This is a genomic window from Streptomyces koelreuteriae (assembly GCF_018604545.1).
Taxonomy (GTDB): domain Bacteria; phylum Actinomycetota; class Actinomycetes; order Streptomycetales; family Streptomycetaceae; genus Streptomyces; species Streptomyces koelreuteriae.
Map to the genome: position 1 here is coordinate 1,025,845 of NZ_CP075896.1, position 20,016 is coordinate 1,045,860.

At 72.1% G+C, this 20,016-nt stretch carries 20 protein-coding genes; 8 read left to right on the forward strand and 12 right to left on the reverse strand.

The window, feature by feature from the left end:
• Positions 1–60: 60 nt before the first annotated feature.
• From KJK29_RS04570 to KJK29_RS04585, 4 genes are all read left to right on the forward strand, one after another.
• The gene (locus KJK29_RS04570) at positions 61–1,278 is read left to right on the forward strand and encodes a GNAT family N-acetyltransferase (RefSeq protein WP_215117406.1); all 1,218 of its coding nucleotides are present in this window, start codon (positions 61–63) and stop codon (positions 1,276–1,278) included.
• 163 nt (positions 1,279–1,441) lie between these two features.
• On the forward strand, positions 1,442–2,512 hold the full coding sequence (locus tag KJK29_RS04575; protein WP_215117407.1) for an aromatic ring-hydroxylating dioxygenase subunit alpha: 1,071 nt from the start codon (positions 1,442–1,444) through the stop codon (positions 2,510–2,512).
• On the forward strand, positions 2,509–2,709 hold the full coding sequence (locus tag KJK29_RS04580) for a hypothetical protein (RefSeq protein WP_215117408.1): 201 nt from the start codon (positions 2,509–2,511) through the stop codon (positions 2,707–2,709). Before KJK29_RS04575 ends, KJK29_RS04580 begins: the two co-directional genes overlap by 4 nt.
• Positions 2,706–3,641 (forward strand): PDR/VanB family oxidoreductase, encoded by a 936-nt coding sequence (locus tag KJK29_RS04585; RefSeq protein ID WP_215117409.1) that lies wholly within the window; start codon positions 2,706–2,708, stop codon positions 3,639–3,641. Before KJK29_RS04580 ends, KJK29_RS04585 begins: the two co-directional genes overlap by 4 nt.
• A 9-nt stretch (positions 3,642–3,650) precedes the next feature.
• Here KJK29_RS04585 and KJK29_RS04590 read toward each other — a convergent pair whose 3' ends face one another.
• The 7 genes from KJK29_RS04590 to KJK29_RS04620 form a co-directional block, all read right to left on the reverse strand.
• A complete protein-coding gene (locus KJK29_RS04590) occupies positions 3,651–4,322 on the reverse strand; it encodes a GntR family transcriptional regulator (protein ID WP_215117410.1) in 672 nt (223 codons plus the stop codon).
• 40 nt (positions 4,323–4,362) lie between these two features.
• Positions 4,363–5,364: a proline racemase family protein gene (locus KJK29_RS04595; protein ID WP_215117411.1), complete on the reverse strand. Its 1,002-nt coding sequence runs from the start codon at positions 5,362–5,364 to the stop codon at positions 4,363–4,365.
• A gap of 5 nt (positions 5,365–5,369) precedes the next feature.
• A complete protein-coding gene (locus KJK29_RS04600) occupies positions 5,370–6,260 on the reverse strand; it encodes a dihydrodipicolinate synthase family protein (protein WP_215117412.1) in 891 nt (296 codons plus the stop codon).
• Positions 6,257–7,636, reverse strand: coding sequence for an NAD(P)/FAD-dependent oxidoreductase (locus KJK29_RS04605; protein WP_215117413.1), 1,380 nt, complete (start codon positions 7,634–7,636; stop codon positions 6,257–6,259). Before KJK29_RS04605 ends, KJK29_RS04600 begins: the two co-directional genes overlap by 4 nt.
• Positions 7,611–7,925: a (2Fe-2S)-binding protein gene (locus tag KJK29_RS04610; RefSeq protein WP_215124145.1), complete on the reverse strand. Its 315-nt coding sequence runs from the start codon at positions 7,923–7,925 to the stop codon at positions 7,611–7,613. Before KJK29_RS04610 ends, KJK29_RS04605 begins: the two co-directional genes overlap by 26 nt.
• A gap of 11 nt (positions 7,926–7,936) precedes the next feature.
• On the reverse strand, positions 7,937–9,091 hold the full coding sequence (locus KJK29_RS04615; RefSeq protein ID WP_215117415.1) for an NAD(P)/FAD-dependent oxidoreductase: 1,155 nt from the start codon (positions 9,089–9,091) through the stop codon (positions 7,937–7,939).
• 73 nt (positions 9,092–9,164) lie between these two features.
• The gene (locus KJK29_RS04620; protein ID WP_215117416.1) at positions 9,165–9,824 is read right to left on the reverse strand and encodes an MmyB family transcriptional regulator; all 660 of its coding nucleotides are present in this window, start codon (positions 9,822–9,824) and stop codon (positions 9,165–9,167) included.
• 238 nt (positions 9,825–10,062) lie between these two features.
• On the opposite strand from KJK29_RS04620, the gene KJK29_RS04625 reads away from it, so the two are divergent.
• The 3 genes from KJK29_RS04625 (at position 10,063) to KJK29_RS04635 (ending at position 11,668) form a co-directional block, all read left to right on the forward strand.
• Positions 10,063–10,722, forward strand: a complete 660-nt coding sequence (locus tag KJK29_RS04625; protein ID WP_215117417.1) for a helix-turn-helix domain-containing protein — start codon at positions 10,063–10,065, stop codon at positions 10,720–10,722.
• Between the two features lie 32 nt (positions 10,723–10,754).
• Positions 10,755–11,285 carry a toxin-antitoxin system, toxin component gene (locus tag KJK29_RS04630; protein WP_215124146.1) on the forward strand — a complete coding sequence of 177 codons (531 nt, stop codon included), beginning with the start codon at positions 10,755–10,757 and terminating at the stop codon, positions 11,283–11,285.
• 158 nt (positions 11,286–11,443) lie between these two features.
• Positions 11,444–11,668: a hypothetical protein gene (locus tag KJK29_RS04635; RefSeq protein ID WP_215117418.1), complete on the forward strand. Its 225-nt coding sequence runs from the start codon at positions 11,444–11,446 to the stop codon at positions 11,666–11,668.
• Between the two features lie 62 nt (positions 11,669–11,730).
• Here the strand turns inward: KJK29_RS04635 and KJK29_RS04640 are convergent, their stop codons facing one another.
• Complete coding sequence (locus KJK29_RS04640) at positions 11,731–12,390, reverse strand: 4'-phosphopantetheinyl transferase family protein (RefSeq protein ID WP_215117419.1); 660 nt, start codon at positions 12,388–12,390, stop codon at positions 11,731–11,733.
• Positions 12,387–13,247 carry a metallophosphoesterase family protein gene (locus tag KJK29_RS04645; protein WP_215117420.1) on the reverse strand — a complete coding sequence of 287 codons (861 nt, stop codon included), beginning with the start codon at positions 13,245–13,247 and terminating at the stop codon, positions 12,387–12,389. The genes KJK29_RS04640 and KJK29_RS04645 overlap by 4 nt, the downstream gene beginning before the upstream one ends.
• A 256-nt stretch (positions 13,248–13,503) precedes the next feature.
• Here KJK29_RS04645 and KJK29_RS04650 point away from each other — a divergent pair, with 256 nt between their 5' ends.
• Positions 13,504–14,664 (forward strand): ATP-grasp domain-containing protein, encoded by a 1,161-nt coding sequence (locus KJK29_RS04650; protein WP_251057701.1) that lies wholly within the window; start codon positions 13,504–13,506, stop codon positions 14,662–14,664.
• A gap of 6 nt (positions 14,665–14,670) precedes the next feature.
• On the opposite strand, the gene KJK29_RS04655 is transcribed toward KJK29_RS04650, so the two are convergent.
• From KJK29_RS04655 to KJK29_RS04665, 3 genes are all read right to left on the reverse strand, one after another.
• Complete coding sequence (locus tag KJK29_RS04655) at positions 14,671–15,540, reverse strand: sulfotransferase family protein (protein WP_251057702.1); 870 nt, start codon at positions 15,538–15,540, stop codon at positions 14,671–14,673.
• A 140-nt stretch (positions 15,541–15,680) separates the two neighbouring features.
• Positions 15,681–16,931, reverse strand: coding sequence for an alpha-L-fucosidase (locus KJK29_RS04660; RefSeq protein ID WP_215117421.1), 1,251 nt, complete (start codon positions 16,929–16,931; stop codon positions 15,681–15,683).
• Positions 16,932–16,934: 3 nt separating this feature from the next.
• The gene (locus KJK29_RS04665) at positions 16,935–19,976 is read right to left on the reverse strand and encodes an alpha-mannosidase (RefSeq protein WP_215117422.1); all 3,042 of its coding nucleotides are present in this window, start codon (positions 19,974–19,976) and stop codon (positions 16,935–16,937) included.
• Positions 19,977–20,016: the final 40 nt, after the last annotated feature.

The following is a 20,016-nucleotide window of genomic DNA, read 5'->3' on the forward strand; positions in this document are numbered from 1 at the left end:
TGCACTGTGGCCGGACACCACGCGTCGTGGTGCCGGAATCCCGAGGAGGCGGCGGCAGCGATGGAGATCCGTTCCACGAGCGATGAGGACCTTGAGGTCTTCGTCGACACCGTCCATGCCGCGTTCGGGCACTTCCCGGAAACCCCGGTGGACGGTGGCGGGCTCTGGTGGTCGGCGCTCGAGATCGACCGCTGTCTGCTTGCCTTGGCGGCGGACGGGCGGGCCGTCGGTACTGCCGCCGCGCACTCCTTCGAACTCACGCTGCCCGGTGAGGCCCTCGTCCCGGTCTCCGGGGTGACCGCCGTGGGCGTGCTGCCCTCGCACCGCCGTCGGGGCATGCTCAGCGCGATGATGCGGCATCAGCTCGCCGGGCTGCGGGCCCGCGGGGAGTTCCTCTCCGTGCTGCTGGCCTCCGAGGCCACGATCTACGGCAGGTTCGGCTACGGACCGGCGACCTCTACAGCGGAGCTGAGGGTGCCGCGGCACCGGGCCGCCCTCGCCCGCCCCCGGGCGCGCAGGACAGCCGACGCACCGGCGGACGGCTCGATCGAGGTGCTGCGGCGGGACGGGTGCGGCGAGATCCTGGAAGAGGTCTACGACCGGTACCGCCGCACCCAGCCCGGCGCGCTGTCCCGGCCGCACCGCTGGTGGGACCTGCGCGCGGGGCAGCCCCCGATCTCGCCGGCGCCGCGCTACATCGCCGTGCACCGGGACGCCGACGGCCTCCCGGACGGGTACGCCAGCTACTCGATCGACTCCGGCACGCTGACGGTCGACGAGACCATCGCCACCGACGACGCCGTCTTCACGGCCCTGGCCCGGTACGCGCTCGGCCACGACCTGGTCTCCCGGGTCGTGTTCAAGCACGTCCCGCCCGAGCATCCGCTGCGCCGGCAGCTCGCGGACCTCCGCGCCGGTGAGGTGAGCGGCGTCATGGACTGGCTCTGGGTGCGGCTGCTGGACGTCCCGGGTGCTCTGACCGCGCGCGGCTGGTTCACGGACGGCGAGCTCGTGCTCGACGTCGAGGACCCGTTCCTCGGCGAGCACGCCCGCTACCTGCTGACCGTCCGGGACGGCAAGGCCGACTGCGTCCCGACGGACCGGGAGCCCGGCCTGTCCCTGGACATCAGAGACCTGGGCTCGGTCTACCTCGGCGGCACCGCCCCGAGCACGCTCGTGCGCGCCGGGCACATCCAAGCCCACCAGCCGGACGCGGTCACCCTCGCCGACGCCCTCTTCCGCGCCGAGCGCTCCCCGCACTGCCTGCACTGGTTCTGACCGCGCGCTCACCGACCCCCGGCAAGGCGCCATGGATCATGGCTGAAAATGCGCCCTGAGCAGGCCGTTCATCAAAGCTCTTCCGTGAGACGGAAGCCGTGTTGCGCCCCGTTGACGCCCTCTCGGACGATGCGACCACCCACCAGAGACGGGAGCCGCATCCATGCCTCACATGACCGCCTTCGCCAGGAACCAGTGGTACGTCGCCGCCTACAGTCACGAGGTCGGGCGGGAGCTGCTCGGGCGGACGATTCTCGGTGAGACGCTCGTGCTGTACCGGACCGAGGAGGACGGCACGCCGGTCGTGCTGCACGACCGGTGTGTGCACCGCAGGTACCCGCTGTCGGAGGCGCCGACGCGGCTCGACGGGGACCGGATCGTGTGCGGGTACCACGGGTTCACGTACGACACGAGCGGTACGTGTGTGTATGTGCCGGGGCAGAAACGGGTGCCGCGCACCGCCCGGGTCGCCTCCTACCCCGTCGTCGAGCAGGACTCCCTGATCTGGGTGTGGGTCGGCGACCCGGCGCTCGCCGACCCGCAGGCCATCCCCCGGGCCCGGCACCTGGACTCCCCGGGCTGGGTGACCGTGCGCGGCATGGAACCCATCGACTGCGACTACGGCCTGCTCGTCGACAATCTCCTCGACCTGTCCCACGAGACGTATCTGCACGGCGGGTACATCGGCACCCCCGAGGTAGCCGAGACGCCGATCACCACGGAGGTCGACGAGGGCGCCGGGATCGTCCGGGTGAGCCGGCACATGGACGACGCCGAGTGCCCGCCGTTCTACGCCAAGTCCACCGGCATAGCGGGCCGGATCACCCGCTGGCAGGACATCGAGTACCACACGCCCTGCCTGTATCTGCTGCACAGCCGCATCGCCCCGGTCGGGGTGGTGCCCGAGCCGGACGGCAGCGACCCGAACGGCTTCCACACGGAGATCACATACGCGATCACTCCGTCCGGCGACGGCAAGGTGTACGACTTCTGGGCCGTCTCGCGCGACTGGGCGACGGACGACGCCGAGGTCACCGAGTTCCTGCGGGGCAACAACCACACGGTCGTGATGCAGGACGTCACCGCGCTCAACCTGCTGCAGAAGACGCTCGGCACCGAGCGCACCGGCTACCAGGAGCTCAGCATCAACATCGACACCGGTGGTCTGGCCGCCCGCCGTATCCTCGCCCGGCTGGTCGAGGAGGGCGACAAGCCCCTGGAGAAGGTCCAGTGACGTCACCCTCTTCGTCCAGGACCTTCAGGACCGGCGAGGTCTACCGCATCGACTGGCTGCCCGGCACCGACGTCCTGCACGGCACCTGCCACTGCGGCCGTGAGCACACCGCGCAGGACCCGGTCGAGATGTGGGAGTGGATGCTCGCCCACCCGCAGGGGCACTCCGTCCACGAGCCGCGAGGGAACAGCTCATGAGCGTGTACGAAACCGAACTCGTCGTCGAGCGGCGGGAGTCCGCCGCCGACGGCGTGCTCGCCCTCACCTTGCGCCACCCGCTGGGCGAGCCGCTCCCGGAGTGGGAGCCGGGCGCCCACATCGATGTGGTGCTCGGTCCCGGTCTGGAGCGGCAGTACTCGCTGTGCGGCGATCCGGCGGACCGGTCGGCCTGGCGGATCGCGGTGCTGCGCGAGCCGGACGGGAGGGGCGGATCGGCCCATGTGCACGAGCGGGTGGGGCCGGGCGACAAGGTCCGGGTGCGCGGGCCCCGGAACAACTTCGGCCTGGAGCCCGCCCCGCGCTACCGGTTCGTCGCGGGCGGCATCGGCATCACCCCGATCCTGCCGATGCTGGCGGCGGCCGAGGCGTCGGGCGCCGAGTGGACGCTGCTCTACGGCGGTCGCAGCCGCCGGTCTATGGCGTTCGGCGAGGAACTGGGCCGGTACGGCGACCGGGTGACGATCGCGCCCGAGGACGAGACGGGGCTGCTGGACCTGCCCTCGGTGCTGGACGACGTACCCGACGGCACGCTCGTCTACTGCTGCGGACCCGGCCCGCTGCTGGACGCGGTGGAGGCCCGGAGCCCGTCCGGGGTGCTGCGCGTCGAGCGGTTCCGGCCGAAGGAGCGGGAGACGGGCGGCGACACCGAGTTCGAGGTGGAGCTGGCCCGGAGCGGCAGGACGCTGACCGTGGCGCCGGAGGTGTCGGTGCTCGACACCGTACGCGCCGCCGGGGTCGAGGTGCTGTACTCCTGCACCGAGGGCACCTGCGGTACGTGCGAGACCGATGTCCTGGAGGGCGACCCTGACCACCGCGACTCGGTGCTCACCGACGACGAACGCGCGACGGGCGAGACCATGCTGATCTGTGTGTCCCGCTGCCGTGGGAAGCGGCTCGTGCTGGACCTGTGACCCGGACGGTCAGCGCGCTGCCCACAGGCCCCGGACATGCCCGAGGTGACGAGTCATCACCGCCCGTACGGCCTCCTCGTCCCGGGCCCGCAGCGCGTCCAGGATCTCCAGGTGCTCCTCCGCCGACGCCTCCAGCCGCCCCTGCTCGACGAGCGCGGTCAGCCCGTACAGCCGGGAGCGGCGTCGGAGGTCCCGTACGACGTCGACGAGATGGTCGTTGCCGGCGAGGGCCAGCAGGCCGAGGTGGAAACGCAGGTCGGCCTCGACGTAGGCGATGAGGTCGCCGGCCGCCGCGGAGGTGACGATCTCCTGGGCGACCGGGCGCAGGGCCTCCAGCGTCACCGGGTCGGCCGTGGTCGCCAGGCCCGCCGTCGTGGGGATCTCGATCAGCGCCCGGATCTGGGTGTACTCGTCGAGTTGCCGCTCGGAGACGGCGGTGACGCGGAAGCCCTTGTTGGGCACGGTGTCGACCAGGCCCTCCTTGGCGAGGTCGAGCATGGCCTCGCGCACGGGCGTGGCGGAGACGCCGAAGCGGGCGGCGAGGCCGGGGGCCGAGTAGACCTCGCCGGGGCGCAGTTCCCCGGCGATCAGAGCGGCCCGCAGCGCGTCCCCGACCCGCTCCCGGTGGCTGGGCTTCCTGCTGCCCAGCAGGGGCAGGGCGGGGGTGTGCCGCGGGGTCATGACGGTCGGGGGCCTCTCTCGTAGTCGACTCGGGTGCGGACTATAGGACGAATCCCGCCGGGAACGGGTCCTCGGGGTCCAGCAGGTACTGGGCGGTGCCCGTGATCCAGGCGCGTCCGGTGAAGCTGGGCATGACGGCCGGGCGACCGGCCACCTCGGTCGTGCCGAGCAGTCTCCCGGTGAACCGGGTGCCGATGAAGGACTCGTTCACGAACTCGGTGTGCAGCGGGAGTTCACCGCGCGCGTGGAGTTGTGCCATGCGGGCGCTGGTGCCCGTACCGCACGGCGAGCGGTCGAACCAGCCGGGGTGGATGGCCATGGCGTGCCGGGAGTGGCGGGCGGTGGAGCCGGGGGCGGCCAGGTAGACGTGGTGGAGGCCGTGGATGGAGGGGTCCTCCGGGTGGACGGGCGGGTCCTCGGCGTTGACGGCGGCCATCAGGGACAGGCCGGCGGCGAGGATCTCGTCCTTGCGGGTCCGGTCGAAGGGCAGGCCGAATTGCTCCAGCGGCAGGATGGCGTAGAAGTTCCCGCCGAAGGCGAGGTCGTACGTCACCGTCCGCCCGTCGGCGAGGGTGGTCTTGCGGTCGAGGGCGACGGCGAAGGAGGGCACGTTCTGGAGCGTCACCGCCTTGGCGACGCCGTCCTCGACCGCCACCTCGGCGACGACGGGGCCCGCCGGTGTGTCGAGGCGGATGGTGGTGACCGGCTCGGTGACCTCGACCATGCCGGTCTCGACGAGCACGGTCGCCACGCCGATCGTGCCGTGCCCGCACATCGGCAGATAGCCGGAGACCTCGATGTAGACGACGCCCCAGTCGCAGTCGGGGCGGGTCGGCGGCTGGAGGATCGCGCCGCTCATGGCGGAGTGGCCGCGCGGTTCGTTCATCAGCAACTGCTTGATGTCGTCGCGGTGTTCGCGGAACCACAGCCGCCGCTCGTTCATGGTGGCGCCCGGGATGGTGCCGATGCCGCCGGTGATCACCCGGGTGGGCATGCCCTCGGTGTGCGAGTCGACGGCGTGCAGGACGAGTCCGCTACGCATGGTCCCTAGGCCAATCCGGCCGCTACGGCCTTCTCCGTGGCGGCCCGGACGGCGGCCTCCTGCTCGGGCAGCAGCGGCACACGCGGCGGGCGGCAGGGGCCTCCGTGCCGGCCGACGAGGTCCATGGACAGCTTGATGGCCTGGACGAACTCCACCCGCGAGTCCCACCGCAGCAGTGGATGCAGCTGCCGGTACAAGCCCCGCGCGGTGTCGAGGTCGCCGTCGACGGCCGCGTGGTACAGCTCGACCGAGGCCTGCGGCAGCGCGTTCGGGTAGCCCGCGACCCAGCCCTTGGCGCCCGCGACGGCCAGCTCCAGCAGGACGTCGTCCGCGCCGATCAACAGGTCCAGTTCGGGGGCGAGTTCGGCGATCCGGTAGGCCCTGCGGACATCGCCGGAGAACTCCTTCACCCCCCGGATGTGCCCCTCGCCGTGCAGCCGGGCAAGCAGCTCCGGCACCAGGTCGACCTTGGTGTCGATCGGGTTGTTGTACGCCACGACCGGCAGGCCCGCCTTCGCGACCTCGGCGTAGTGGGCGACGACGGACCGCTCGTCGGCGCGGTAGGCGTTCGGCGGCAGCAGCATCACCGCCCCGCACCCCGCCTCGCCCGCCTGTTCGGCCCAGCGCCGGGCCTCGGCGGACCCGTAGGCGGCGACCCCGGGCATCACACGCTGTCCGCCGATCGCGGCGACGGCCGTCTCGACGACCCGGGCGCGCTCCTCGGGGGTGAGCACCTGGTACTCGCCGAGGGAGCCGTTCGGTACGACACCGTCGCAGCCGTTCTCGACGAGCCAGGCGCAGTGCTCGGCGTACCGGTCGTGGTTGACGGAGAGGTCGTCGTTCAGGGGGAGCGCGGTGGCGACGAGGACGCCGCGCCAGGGGCGGTGATCGGTCATGACTGTCCCTCCTGGGGGTGTTGCCGTGCGAGGACGCCGAGCGGTACGGGACGGGCGAGGGGCCTTCTGGCCGGGGTGGGCGGGCATCCGGCGAGACCGGCGACCGCGCCCGCGCACATCCGGCCCTGGCACCAGCCCATCCCGGCCCGGGTCAGCAGCTTCACGGTGCGTACGTCGCCCGCGCCGAGGTCCAGGGCGTCGCGCACGGCCCCGGCGGTGACCTCCTCGCAGCGGCAGACCACGGTGTCGTCGGTGATCCGCTCGGGCCAGTGCGCGGGCGGCGCGTAGGCGGTGTCGAGAGCGGCGGCGGATCTCCCGAGCTTCGTACGGGCCTTGAGGGCGGCGGGCGCCGGGTCGGGGGCGGTGCCGTGCAGGTGCGCGGCGGCGGAGCACCCGGCGATGTGGCCCTCGGCGAGGGCGAGGGCCGCGCCGCCGATGCCGGTGGCCTCACCGGCCGCCCACACGCCGGGTACGTCGGTGCGCTGCTCGGTGTCGACGGCCACGGCGAGTCCGTCGAGGCCGCAGCCGAGGCCCTCCGCCAGGTCGGTGTGCGGGAGCATCCCGTGGCCGACGGCCAGGGTGTCGCAGGGCAGCTGCCGCTCGGTGCCGGTCCTGACGTGTCCGTCGCTGTCGAGGGCGGCGACCGTGACGCCGGTCAGCCGGTCGTCGCCGTGGGCGCGGAGGACGGTGTGCCGGGCGAGGAACGGCACGCGGTGGCGCAGCAGCCGGGCGGCGTACCCGGCGCCCTCGGGGAGCTTGCCGGCCAAGGCACGGCCGTGGCGGGCGAGGCGCCCCGGGTCAACGGACTCGACGAGCGCGGCGACCTCCACCCCGGCCGCCGCGAGCCCGGTCGCCACGGGCAGCAGCAGCGGCCCGGTCCCGGCCACGACGGCTCGGCGCCCCTGAACCACCAGCCCGCCCTTGAGCATGGCCTGGGCGCCCCCGGCCGTGACGACGCCCGGCAGGGTCCAGCCGGGGAAGGGCAGCACCTGCTCGTAGCCGCCGGTGGCCAGGAGCACGGCACGGGCACGCACCTCAACCGGCTCCTCCTGCTCCGGCCCGAGCAGCGCGTGCACCACGAAGCCGTCGGACACCTTTTCGACGCACCACACATGATGATCGGTCAGCACGCGTACGGAACTGGCGGCAAGTCCGTCGCGCAGCCGTTCCCAGGTCCGCCATTCGTGGTGCAGTGCCTCGGGCCGCCCGGCGCCGAGCCCGGCGGCGGGCTGCCGGTAGAACTGTCCGCCCGGCTCCGTCGCCCCGTCGACGAGCACGACCCGCGTGCCCCGAGCGGCCGCCGCGAGGGAGGCGGCGAGACCGGCCGGTCCGGCCCCGATCACGACCAGGTCAGTCCGCACGGCGCACCTCCTCATGGCCGGTCCCCTCCTGGGTGCCGATCACGTCCCCCGGCCGTACCGGCACCAGACAGGCGCGTCGGTTGGGGCGGCCGTTGACGGTCACCAGGCAGTCGAAGCAGACGCCGATCCCGCAGAACACCCCGCGCGGACGGCCCTCGCCCCGGGTGGCGCGCCAGGAGGTGATGCCCGCCGCCCACAGCACGGCGGCGACCGTCTGCCCGGGCAGCGCCTCGACGGGGCGCCCGTCGAAGGTGACCGTGAAGGCGGGACCGGGCCTGGCTCCCGCCAGCTCCAGGGGATTCACTCGGCGGGGATTCACTCGGCCTCCTCGGTGAAGCGGTCGGGCCGGAAGGGGGTGAGGTCCAGTTCGGACGTCCGCCCGGTCAGCGCCTGGGCGATCAGACGCCCCGTGCCGGTGGCGAGGCCGATGCCCGCGCCCTCGTGCCCGCAGGCGTGCAGCAGTCCGGGTGCCCGGGGATCCGGGCCGATCGCAGGCAGATGGTCCGGCAGATACGGCCGGAAGCCCACGTAGGTGCGCAGGGCCCGGACATCGGCGAGGAAGGGGAAGAGGTCCGTCGCTCCCGCCGCCAGGGCGCGCAGCGCCGGGAGCGACAACGACCGGTCGAAGCCGACCCGTTCACGGCTGGCGCCGATCAGGACCGGCCCGGCGGGCGTGCCCTCCACCACCGGGGAGGTCTGCAGCGCCGCCGAGTCGCTCGCGACATCGCCCACATAGTCGGCGGCGTACACCTTGTGCCGGATTCGGGGCGGCAGCGGCTCGGTGACCAGGACGAAGCCGCGCCGGGGCAGCACGGGCAGGGACACGCCCGCGCGGGCCGCGATCTCGCCGCCCCAGGTGCCGGCCGCGTTGACGACGGCCGGGGCGTGGAGGTCGCCCCGGTCGGTCCGCACCCCGCGCACCACGCCTCCCCGCTCCCGCAGCACCGCGGTCACCTCCCGGCCGGTGAGCAGCCGGGCGTTGGAGGCACGCAGCAGGTGCGCCGCCGCGAGGGCGGGCATCACCTGGGCGTCCTGCGGGTAGTGCATGCCGCCCGCGAGACCGGGGGCCAGGTACGGCTCCAGGTCGGGCAGCCGGTCGGGCGGCACGGGGACGGCCTCGACCCCCGCCGCGCGCTGCCCGGCGGCAAGTTCCTGGAGACCGGCCAGTGCCTTCTCGGTACCGGCCACGACGACACCGCCCTTGGCCTCGTACTCGACGGGCTTCCCCAGCCCCTCCCCCGCCAGTTCGGCCCACAGCCGGGCGGACAGCAGGGCGAGTTCGAGCTCGGGTCCGGGCTCCTTGTCGGAGACGAGGAGGTTCCCCTCCCCCGCGCCGGTCGTACCGCCGGCCACCGCGCCCCGGTCCACCACGACGACATCGAGGCCGGTCCGGGCCGCGTACAAGGCGCAGGCGGCGCCGACCACTCCGGCGCCGACCACCACGACATCGCAGGTCAGCGACTCGCTCACGCCAGTACTATGTCACACACCACAGCTGCTGGGAATGGGGCGGACAAGGGCTCCGCGCTTCATGGGAGAGCGGTCAGTCGGCCGACGGCACGACCCTCAGGTGGGAGGCGTTGCGACGCGCCCCGCGCTCCCTGGACGGGGTGCGGCGGGCCTCGCGCAGCACGAACGTCAGCCGGGTGCAGCCCAGTTCCTCCAGCGTCCTGGACGTCTCGACGACGATCCGGCACTCGATGGCGCCGCGGCGCGGGTCCGGGTGCAGCAGCGGGCGTACGGCACCGTCGTGCTCGACGGCGTCCTCGCCGACCGAGCGGATCCAGTGCGGCAGGCCCTGCCGGTAGGCGGCCTCCATGATCGGGTCCTGGGCGATGTCCCGGCGGACGGCCTGGAGCCCGTGGTCGGGGCCGTGGCTCTCCACGGTGCGCGCGAAGTGCGCGAGCATCGGCAGACACCAGCGCGACTCGTGCTCACCGAGCACCGTGGGGGCGTCGGGGTGGAAGAGCACGAACCTGAGGAAGTTGTCTCCCGGCATGGCCGTCGGATGCGGACCCACGCCGCTGAAAAGTGACCGGAACGCGCTATTGGTCAGCGCCACGTCCCAGCAGTGGTCGACGACGAGCGAGGGGGAGGAGACGGCCTCCAGTAGCCCGGCGTAGTCCTCCAGATAGGCCTGGGCCTCTGGAGTCTCGGCGACGGGCCGCGGTGCCGGCCGCTGCCCTCCTGCCTGGTATGCCATCGGGAGGTCACCCCTCTTGCCTGTGCGGCCTTGACGCGGCGCCCCGATCCTGCTGCCCAGAGCTGAGGCGTGTCAACTATCGTGGCATTTCGTGCCTGTTGACGGCTGAAATTGGCCACAGTTGTGGCGAGACCTGGATGTGAGTTCGAAGCACCGGCTACGCTCCGGGAAGTTCACGCCGGGGAAAGTCACGGCATCCACTTGTGAGAAGCCTGTGAGAGACGTAGGAGATCTGTCGGTGACGGGTGGCTTCGTCGAAAGTCCGGGCGCCACGCAGACGGCCGTACTACCGGCCGTCGTCTCCCGTGTCACCGCGCTCGCCGACCGGCTCGGCGTGCCGCACGCCGAGGTCTTCGGCATCGGCCGGCTGTCCGTCGCCTCCGGGGTTCCGGAGCCAGTGGTGAAGGCCCTGCTCTGCGGCAGGCCCGCGGGCGAGCCCGATGTGCAGGCACGGTTCCTGCAACGCCTGGACCTGCTGCGCCGCACCCGGCTCAAGCCCACCGGCCGCAAGTACACCCAGCAGGAGATCGCCGACGGCGCGGGCATGTCCCGGCAGCAGGCCGGCGCCCTCATCAACGGCGACCGGCGGCCGACCATGGAGCACTGCGACGCCCTCCAGCGGTTCTTCCGCGTGCACGCCGGTTTCCTCACGGCGGAGGACCCCGAGGCGCTGGTGAGCGCCCTCCAGCACATCGAGCAGGAGCTGTTGCAGAAGCTCGCCGACCGCGAGCGGGAGGCGGCCGCGGCGGCCGACGACCCGCTGGAGCGGCTGTTGCAGGACCACGGCGTGCGCGGCATCGCCTGGCGGGCCGCGCAGCTGCCCACCGACCAGCACCGTGACAAGGTCGCGGAGTGGCTGGACATGCTCCTGGAGAGCGTCAAGCGGCCCGATTCGTGACCGTGGGGAGAACTGTGGGCATCGGTAAGGAAATGCGCCGCCTGTGCGGCGAGCTGGTCGCGGAGCTGACCCTCCCCGCGCCGGCGCGGCCCGACGAGCTGTACGCCGCGCTGTGCGACGGCATGAGCAGACGCCGCGGCCGCCCCGTCCACTTCCGTACGGCCGCCTTCCCGATCGGGACCGCCAGCGGGCTGTGGCTCGACATGGCCGAGCAGGATCTCGTCGTGATCGAGGAACGCACCGCGCCGGACCACCAGTTGGTGATCCTGGGCCATGAGCTGTGGCACATGAACGCCGGGCACTGCTCCCATCACGTCGAGGGCGCGGCGGTCGCGGCCCGGCTGCTCGACGACACCGCCGATCTCCAGGCGACGGTCCTGAAGGTGGCGGCGCGCACCCGCTTCGACCAGGACGACGAGAGGGAGGCCGAGAGCTTCGGCCTGCTGCTGGCCAGCAAGTGCCGGGCGTGGCTGGCCGGTTCGTCTTCGCGGGGGCCGGTGCAGCGTGATCATCTGGCGGGGCGGATCGAGGCGTCGCTGGGGTATCGGGGTCCGCAGGGCTGACGGGCCGTCCGGTTCTTCCGCCGAGCGGGCGAACCGGGGGGCGGCGAAGCCGGATTGTCAGTGGTGGACGGCAAGCTGGAGGTGCGCCCCTTTTCTGTGCGGGGCGTGCGTGCCAGATGGCGCGGGACCCATGACGCCGACACGGGGAGAGCCGACCGATGCAGACCGCCGTACTGACCGACCGTGAGCGCGCCGCCGTCCAGGCGTATCTGCGGCTGCTGCACACTGTTCGGGCCGCGTTCGATCTGGAGACCGGCAGCCGTCCGGCGATGGTGCCGCCCGGCGTTCTCGCCGAGGCGGAGGCGGCGCTTGAACGGGCCGGGCTGACCGGGAACGAGGAGGAGTTCTTCCGGTTGCTGCGGGATTGGTGTCCCGAGTCGTAGCAGGTGCGGGCCGTTCGGGGTTGGTCGCGCAAGTTCCCCGCGCCCCTGAGGGGCGTTGCGCCTCAGGGGTGCTGTAGCGCGACGGCCGTTGCGACCAGGCCTCGGGATGTCGTCCAGCGGCCCTCGAAACGGTCGACGCGGTGGGCGCCCACCAGAGGGCCGGGGACGAGGAGTGTCGCGCGGAAGGTGCCGTCGGCGGAGATGTCGATGTCCGCCTCCATGAAGTCCAGCCACTTGCCGGTGAGGGGGAACCACGCCTTGTAGACCGACTCCTTCGCACTGAACAAAAGCCGGTCCCAGTGGATGTCGGGGTGCTGTGCCGCCAGCCGGCGCAGCCGCTCCGCCTCGGACGGCAGGGACACCGAGGGCAGAACCCCCTCGGGCAGCGGCCCGTGGACCTCGGCGTCGATGCCGAGGGAGGCCAGGTCGGCGGCGCGGACCAGGGCGGCGGCGCAGTAGCCGTCGCAGTGCGTCATGCTGCCGGCCAGCCCGGCCGGCCAGCCCGGGGCGCCGCGCTCCCCGGGCAGGATCGGCTGCGGCGGCACACCGAGCTTCTCCATGGCGCGGCGGGCGCAGGAGCGTACGACGGCGAACTCCCGCCGGCGCTTGGCGACCGCCCGCGCCACGAGCGCCGCCTCCTCGGGGTACAGCGGGGTGTCGGCGCCGTCCTGGCCGTAGGCCTCGACGGTGACCACGCTCGCGGGCAGCAGTTCCTCGATCACCTGTCCTCGCCCTCCCTCGGCAGGATGCGGCGCAGCCGCCCCGGGTCCCCGGACCGCTTGCGCCACTCGCGGGGGTAACCCACCGACACCTCCTCGAAGCGCACGCCCTCGTGCCAGGTGGTGCGGGGGATGTGCAGATGGCCGTAGACCATGGTGTGGACGCGGAACCTGCGATGCCAGTCGGCGGTCAGGTCGGTGCCGCACCACATGGCGAACTCGGGGTGCCACAGGACGTCCATCGGATGCCGGTGCAGCGGATAGTGGTTGACGGGGATCACGGGCAGGTCGCCGGGCAGCTCGGCGAGTCTGCGTTCGGTCTCGGCGACCCTGGCCCGGCACCAGGCCTCCCGGCTCGGGTACGGGTCGGGGTGCAGCAGATACTCGTCGGAGCACACGATCCCCGTGCCGTGGGCGTACTCCAGGCCCTGCTCCTTGGTCGTGCACCCGGCCGGCAGGAACGAATAGTCGTACAGCAGGAACAGCGGGGCGACGGCGACGGGGCCGCCGGGGCCGTCCCAGACGGGGTAGGGGTCCTCGGGTGTCGTCACGCCGAGTTCCCGGCACAGCTCGACCAGGTACTCGTATCGGGCGACGCCCCGCAGGGTGACGGCGTCGCTCGGATGGGTCCACAGCTCGTGGTTCCCGGGCACCCAGACGACCTTGCGGAAGCGGCCCGCGAGCGTCTCGAGGGTCCAGCGGATGTCGGCCACGGTCTCCGCGACGTCACCGGCGACGAGCAGCCAGTCGTTCTCCGTCACGGGCGCCATGCGTTCGACCAGGGCGCGGTTCTCGGGGTAGCCGATGTGCAGATCGCTGATGGCCAGCAGCTGTCCGGCACCGCCGGCCGTCGATGTCACCCTTCGCCCCCTCCGCACACACGAACGCCACCAAGAGATCACATCTCGGCGTTCGGGGACAAGACCGGCCGGGCCGCCGCGACGGGAGGAATCCTTCACACGCGCGTTGCACGAGAGTGCCCGCCGAAGCCGTATGATCGGCCGCAACACCACCGCTGAGAACTCCCTTTCACAGGGGCGGTTTGGTGTACCCACATTCTTTCTGCCCGGGCACGGGCTGCTCAGCCCTGCCCGCGAACCGTGAAAGGCGGCCTGCATGGTCTCTCGCGTACGCGTCTGGCTCAACCGCACGTACGCGGAGAACGTGTTCTTCATGGATCAGCTGCGGAGAAATCCCAGCGACCGGGCCGTCGAGATCCATGCCACCCACGGCGACCCCGACTCCCCCGTGCTGGCCGCCGCCGACACCGCCGAGCTGGAGCCCGAGGGCCTGTCCCCGGCGGGGTACGTCGAGTACGCGCTGGCCCAGTGCGCGCGGCGCGGCATCGATGTGTTCGTGCCCCGGCTGCACCAGTCGGCGGTCGTGGCGCACCGCGCCGAGTTCGAGGCGGCCGGTACGGCGGTGCTGGCGCCGCCGCCCGAGGCGGTGGCCGTCTTCCACGACAAGGTGATCGCCTACGAGGCGGTCCAGGCGATCGGCGTGCCGGTGCCGCCGTGGTACCGCGTCCGCTCGGACGGTGAACTGATCGCCGCCGTGGAGGAGTTGGAGGCCGGCGGACACAAGGCCTGCTTCAAGCCGGCGTCCGGGGCGGGCGGGGTGGGCTTCCGGGTGATCACCCGTTCGCCCTTCTCGCTGTCGCAACTCGACGGGTTCCCCAGCCCGTACGTGCCGCTCGATCTGGTGCTGGAGGCGCTGCGGCAGGCCGAGGAGCCGGTGGACTGGCTGGTGATGCCGCGTCTGGAGCAGCCCGAGGTGTCGGTGGACTGTCTGACCGGTCCGGACAACCGGGTCCGGATGGCCGTGGGCCGTACCAAGAACGGCCGCCGCCGGGGCTTCACGCTGCACGAGCAGTGGCTGGACCCGGCCCGGCGGCTCGCGGAGGCCTTCGGTCTGCACTACCTGTCCAACATCCAGTTCCGGATGTTCGGCGACCGGCCGGTCCTCATGGACGTCAACACCCGCCCGGCCGGCGGCCTGCACCAGCTGTCGCTGTGCGGGATCAACGCCCCTTGGGCGGCGGTGCAGTTGGCGCTCGGCGAGGACCCGGGCGAGGTGGTTCCGCCGTTCCTGGGCCAGGACTACGCGGTGGTGTCGGGGCCGCGCCCGCTGCGTCCGGTGACGCTGCCGCAGCAGCGGGCGGAGGCGGCCGAGCCGCTGCCGGTGCCGGTCGACTCCGTCGGGACGGCCCCGCAGGCCCCGCAGACCCAGCAAGCCCCGCAGGCCCCGCAGGCCTCGGTGGAGGCCCTGCCCCTCTAGGTCCCGCTAGGTCCCGTACCCCCACGCCTGGGCCAGTTCCTTCAGGCGTGGGGGCAGTTCCACGTCCGGGTCGGCGGTGCGGGCCGTCTGGATGCGGCCGGACTTGATGGTGCTGGACCAGTCGCCGAGCTGGGGGCGGAAGGTGCCGTGGTCCTTGCTGCCGTAGTCGAGCATGCCGGGCTCCCAGGGCACACCGAGGTGGTCGCAGATGCCGCGGGTGACCTTCTCCGGCTCGGCGGTGAGGTCCTCGTACGTGATCACGTGCGGGTCGAGGTTCCGGCGGGCCTCCTCCAGCTTCTCGCTGTATTCGAGGACCTCGGCGCGGACGGCCTCGTGGTCGGGGTCGGTGCGGCGGCTGGTGAGGGAGGCGACGACCGCGCCGGGGTGGCGGAGCAGCAGGATGTAGCGGGCGTTCGGCCAGCATCGGCGCAGCCTGGGCCAGATGAGGGTGTTCGGCGGGGTCTTGTCGACGATGACGTCCTTGCCGCTGCGGGTGAGTTCGAGGTGCAGCACCCGGTCCCACAGCACGTGTTCCAGCTCGTCCTTGTCGAGGTGGAGCGCCCGCATGGCGTCCGCGGTGAAGTCGCGGGAGAGGCTGACGTGCACGGTGCGCAGATGCATCTCGTGCGGGGCCCGGATGCGGCTGTGGCTGTTGAGCAGGACCCGCAACAGGGTCGAGCCGGAGCGCACCGACGACAGCACGAAGACAGGCGAGTCCACCAGCCGGGGAGCGGTCGGGGCGGTGTAGGTGTCGGCGTCCGGGCGGGGGCCGGGGATGGCTTCGAGGTTCCGGCGCGGTGGACTGACCGCCTCTATCACCAGCCTTCCGCGACGCTTGAGTCCCTTGCCGAGGGCGGACATGCGCGGGTCTCGCACGGTGACACCTTTCTTTCGCTGTGCGCACCGATCCCAGGGGGACCGGGCGAACCGCAGGTGTCGCAGAGACGAACCGGCCTGCTCACGGGCGTCCACATACCGCCCGTGAGCAGGCCTTTCTCCGCATTCTTAAACTTTCGTCAGAACCGGCCGGCGCCCCGGTACAGCTCCAGTTCCCCTTCGAGTTCGACGGCCAGCACCGTTGCGTACGGGTCGAGGTCCGCCGCGGCGGGGGGTTCGATCCAGAGGACGCCCGGCGTCTCGTGCAGGCCGCCGGTGACGCGGTGGGACAGTTCCGTGCCGCTGCCGAGGACCGTCACCCGGCGCACCGCGCTGAGCAGGCCCCGGACGTTGATCTCGGCGCGTGGGGCGTCGAACAGGGTCAGATAGAGGGTGCGGCGGTCCTGGGAGAGGGTGCTCGGGCCGTAGTGGTGACCCGGCGGGAGTCCCCGGACGGTGCCGTACACCGCTTCCGCGTGCCGGGCGATCCAGGTGCCGAGTCCTTCCAGCCGCTCCGCCTGCTCGGCCGGGATGGTGCCGTCCTCGCGCGGGCCGACGCTGAGGAGCAGATTGCCTCCGCCGCCGATGGTCTCGGTGAAGTAGCGGATCAGCTGATCGACCGACTTGTGGTTGTGGTCGTGGTGCTGATGGCCCCAGGAGTCGTTGATCGTGAGGCACAGCTCCCAGGGGCCCTCCGGCGGGATGACGGGGGCGCCCTGTTCGGGGGTGGCGTAGTCGCCCTCGCTCAGCATGCGGGCGTTGAAGACGACGTCCGGGACCTCGGAGCGGATGAGGGCGGCGAGTTCGGGGATGCGCCACTGCTCCTCGCTGCGGTCCCACTCGCCGTCGAACCACAGCAGGTCGGGCCGGTAGCGGGACACCAGCTCCCGCAGCTGGCCGTCCCGGTAGGCGAGGAAGCGTTCCCAGGCGGCCGGGTCCTCGAACTCGACGGCGACCTCGGAGTAGCGGTTGTCCTCCAGCTCCGGCGGGCGGCCGGGCTTGCGGGTGGAGGCGTAGTCGGGGTGGCTCCAGTCCGAGTGCGAGTAGTAGAGGCCGACCTTGAGGCCCTGCTCGCGCAGGGCGTCGGCGTAGCCGGCGATCAGATCGCGGCCCACGTTGAGGTCGCCGTGGGCGCTGTCCCAGAGGGCGACTCCGTCGTGGTGGCGGCTGGTCAGCACGGCGTACCGGGCGCCGGCCCGCGCGAAGAGCTGTGCCCAGTCGCGCGGGTCGTAGCGGGAGGCCGTGAAGCGGTCGAACTGGGACATGTACCGGTCGTAGGGGACGATGTCGTCGTAGAACGACCAGGACTCCTGCACGCCGTCGACGGCGTAGATGCCCCAGTGGATGAAGATCCCAAGCTTGGCGTCGCTGAACCAGGGTTGTACGGCCATGGGTCAGCCCCTGCGCAGACGCAGGGTGAGGATCTGGAAGGGCCGCAGGGTGACGGGGACACCGGCGTCGGTGATATCCGCTTCCTCGGTCGGCCGCTCCAGCAAATCGGTGATCTGCGCGCCGGCGAGCGGGAAGCCGGTGCGCAGGACGCCCTCGGCGCGGCCGCCGCGCGACTCGTAGAGCCGTACGACGACATCGCCCGAGGTGTCGTCGGCGAGCTTGACCGCCTCCACGGTCACTCCCTCGCCCTCGACGGAGACGACCGCTTCGGGGGCGCCCGCCGCCTCGGCCACGCGGAGCGGCAGGTTGAGGGCGTAGCCCTCGGCGACGGCGTCCTCGATGCTCGCGCCGGGCAGCAGCGCGTAGGTGAAGCGGTGGCGGCCCTGGTCGGCCTCGGGGTCCGGGATGCGCGGGGCGCGCACCAGGCTGAGGCGGACGGTGGTCGTGGTGCCGCCGTCCTCGCGGACCGTGCGGGAGACGTCGTGGCCGTAGGTCGAGTCGTTGATGACCGCGACGCCGTAGCCGGGTTCGCCGAGGTGCACCCAGCGGTGGCCGGAGACCTCGAAGCGGGCCGCCTCCCAGCTGGTGTTGGTGTGGGTGGGCCGCTGGATGTGGCCGAACTGGATCTCGGCGGAGGAGTGCGGGGCGCGGATGTCGACCGGGAAGGCCGCCTTGAGGATCTTCTCGGTCTCGTGCCAGTCGATGTCCGTCTCGATGTCGATGCGGGGACTGCCGGCGCGGACGGTGATCGTCTGGGTGATCGTGGAGCCCTTGCCGAAGGTCCGCTCGACGCGGACGGCGCCGATCAGCGGGTCCTGCTCGACGACCGTGACGGACGAGGCGTCGAGGAGGTCCGTGTAGCGGTTCCGGTAGTGCTTGTCGATGTCCCAGGCGTCCCAGTAGTTGGGCAGGTCGGTGTGCAGGCGCAGCAGGTTGCCCGCGTCGGCCAGGACCTCGCGGTTCGCGCGCAGGTCCCGCACGGACGACAGGGTGCCGTCCTCGGCGATCTCCACGCGGACCAGCCCGTTGTCGAGCACCCGGCCGTTCACGGTCACGGGCTGCGCGGGGCGGGCGTCGGCGAGGGGCGCGGAGCCGCCGGCGGGGACCTCCACGTAGACCGGTGCGCCGTCGGCGGTGCGGATCACCTCGGCGCGGGCGTAGGGGCTGGTGTTGAAGGCGCGGGTCCCGCCGGCGCCGAGCGCGGCCACCGCCTCGGCGGTCAGCGTGTGCAGTTCACCGGCGACTCGGGCGTACTCGGCCTCGGCCTCGCGGTGCACCCAGGCGATGGAGGAGCCGGGCAGGATGTCGTGGAACTGGTGCAGCAGCACCGTCTTCCAGAGCCGGTCCAGCTTCTCGTACGGGTAGGAGTACCCGGGCGCGTGGAGCGCGGCGGTCGTCGCCCACAGCTCTGCCTCGCGCAGGAGGTGCTCGGAGCGGCGGTTGCCCTGCTTGGTGCGGGCCTGGGAGGTGTAGGTGGCGCGGTGCAGCTCCAGGTAGAGCTCGCCGACCCAGACGGGCGCGTCCGGGTACTCCTCGCGGGCCTTGGCGAAGAACGCGTCGGGGTGTTCGACGACGACCTTGGCGGAGCCCTCCAGGTCCGCCAGCCGGCGGGCGCGTTCCATGATCTCGCGGGTGGGGCCGCCACCGCCGTCGCCCCAGCCGAAGGGGGCCAGGGAGCGGGAGGCGCCGCCCTTCTCCGAGTAGTTGCGGACCGCGCGGGACATCTCCTCGCCGCTGAAGCGGGCGTTGTAGGTGTCGACCGGCGGGAAGTGGGTGAAGATGCGGGTGCCGTCGATGCCCTCCCACCAGAAGGTGTGGTGGGGGAACTTGTTGGTCTGGTTCCAGGAGATCTTCTGGGTGAGGAACCACTCGTTCCCGGCGAGCTTGGCGATCTGCGGGTAGGCCGCGTTGTAGCCGAAGGAGTCCGGCAGCCAGACGCCCTTGGTCTCGATGCCGAAGTGGTCCATGAAGAACCGCTTGCCGTGGATGAACTGGCGGGCGACGGCCTCGCCGCCGGGCAGGTTGCCGTCAGACTCGACCCACATGCCGCCGACCGGCGCCCACTGGCCCTTCTTGACCGACTCCTGGATGCGGGCCCACACCTTGGGGTAGTTGTCGCGCACCCATTCGTACTGCTGGGCCTGGGAGCAGGCGAAGATGAAGTCGTCGTACTCGTCGGCCAGGGACGTGACGTTGGAGAACGTGCGGGACGTCTTGCGCTTGGTCTCGCGGATCGGCCAGAGCCAGGCGGAGTCGATGTGGGCGTGGCCGACGCCGGAGACGGTGTGCGCGCTGGCGTGCGCGGGGCGGGCGAGGGCCGGCTTCAGCGCCTCGCGGACGGCGGAGGCGGAGCCGGAGACGTCGTCCAGGTCGAGCAGGTCCATCGCCCGGTCGAGCGCGTGGGCGATCTCGTGCCGGCGGGGGTCGTGCTCGCCCAGCTCCAGCATCAGCTCGCGCAGCACCTGGACGTCGAGGTCGAGGTGCCAGACCTCCTCGTCGAGGATCGCGATGTCGGCGCTGCGGAAGGTGTAGAGGGGCTTGTCGCCCGCGGTCAGCTTGTCCCCGAGCGGGGTGACCTTCGAGAAGTTGTCCGCGAGGATGTCCGGGTTGGAGGCGGCCTCGACCAGGTAGTCGATCGTCTCCCCGCCCGTCGCCGGGTCGGCGATCGCCACGTACTGGTTGAGCGGGTTGACAGCCTTCAGCGGGGTGCCGTCGGTGAGGTGCACGAGGGCCTCGGCCTGGTTGCCGGGCCAGTCGCCCACGAAGCCGAGGTCGATGACGGCCTCGACCCGCCGGCCGGCCCACTCGGCGGGGACCTGCCCGCGCATGCGGAACCAGGTGGTGCCCCAGGGCGGGCCCCACGGGGTGCCCATGGCGAACGGCTCGTACGAGGCGGCGGCGGCCTCCTCGAAGGAGACCGGCTCCCCCGGTGCCTGCCAGGCCTCCACCTCGAAGGGGACGGTGGCCGCGTAGATCGCGGTCTTGATGCGCTGGTCGTGGAGGCGCTGGACGCGCTCTTCGATCCGGCGGCTTTCGTCATGCATGAGATGTCTCCAGGAAGCGGAACGAGCGAGCAGGCGGGAA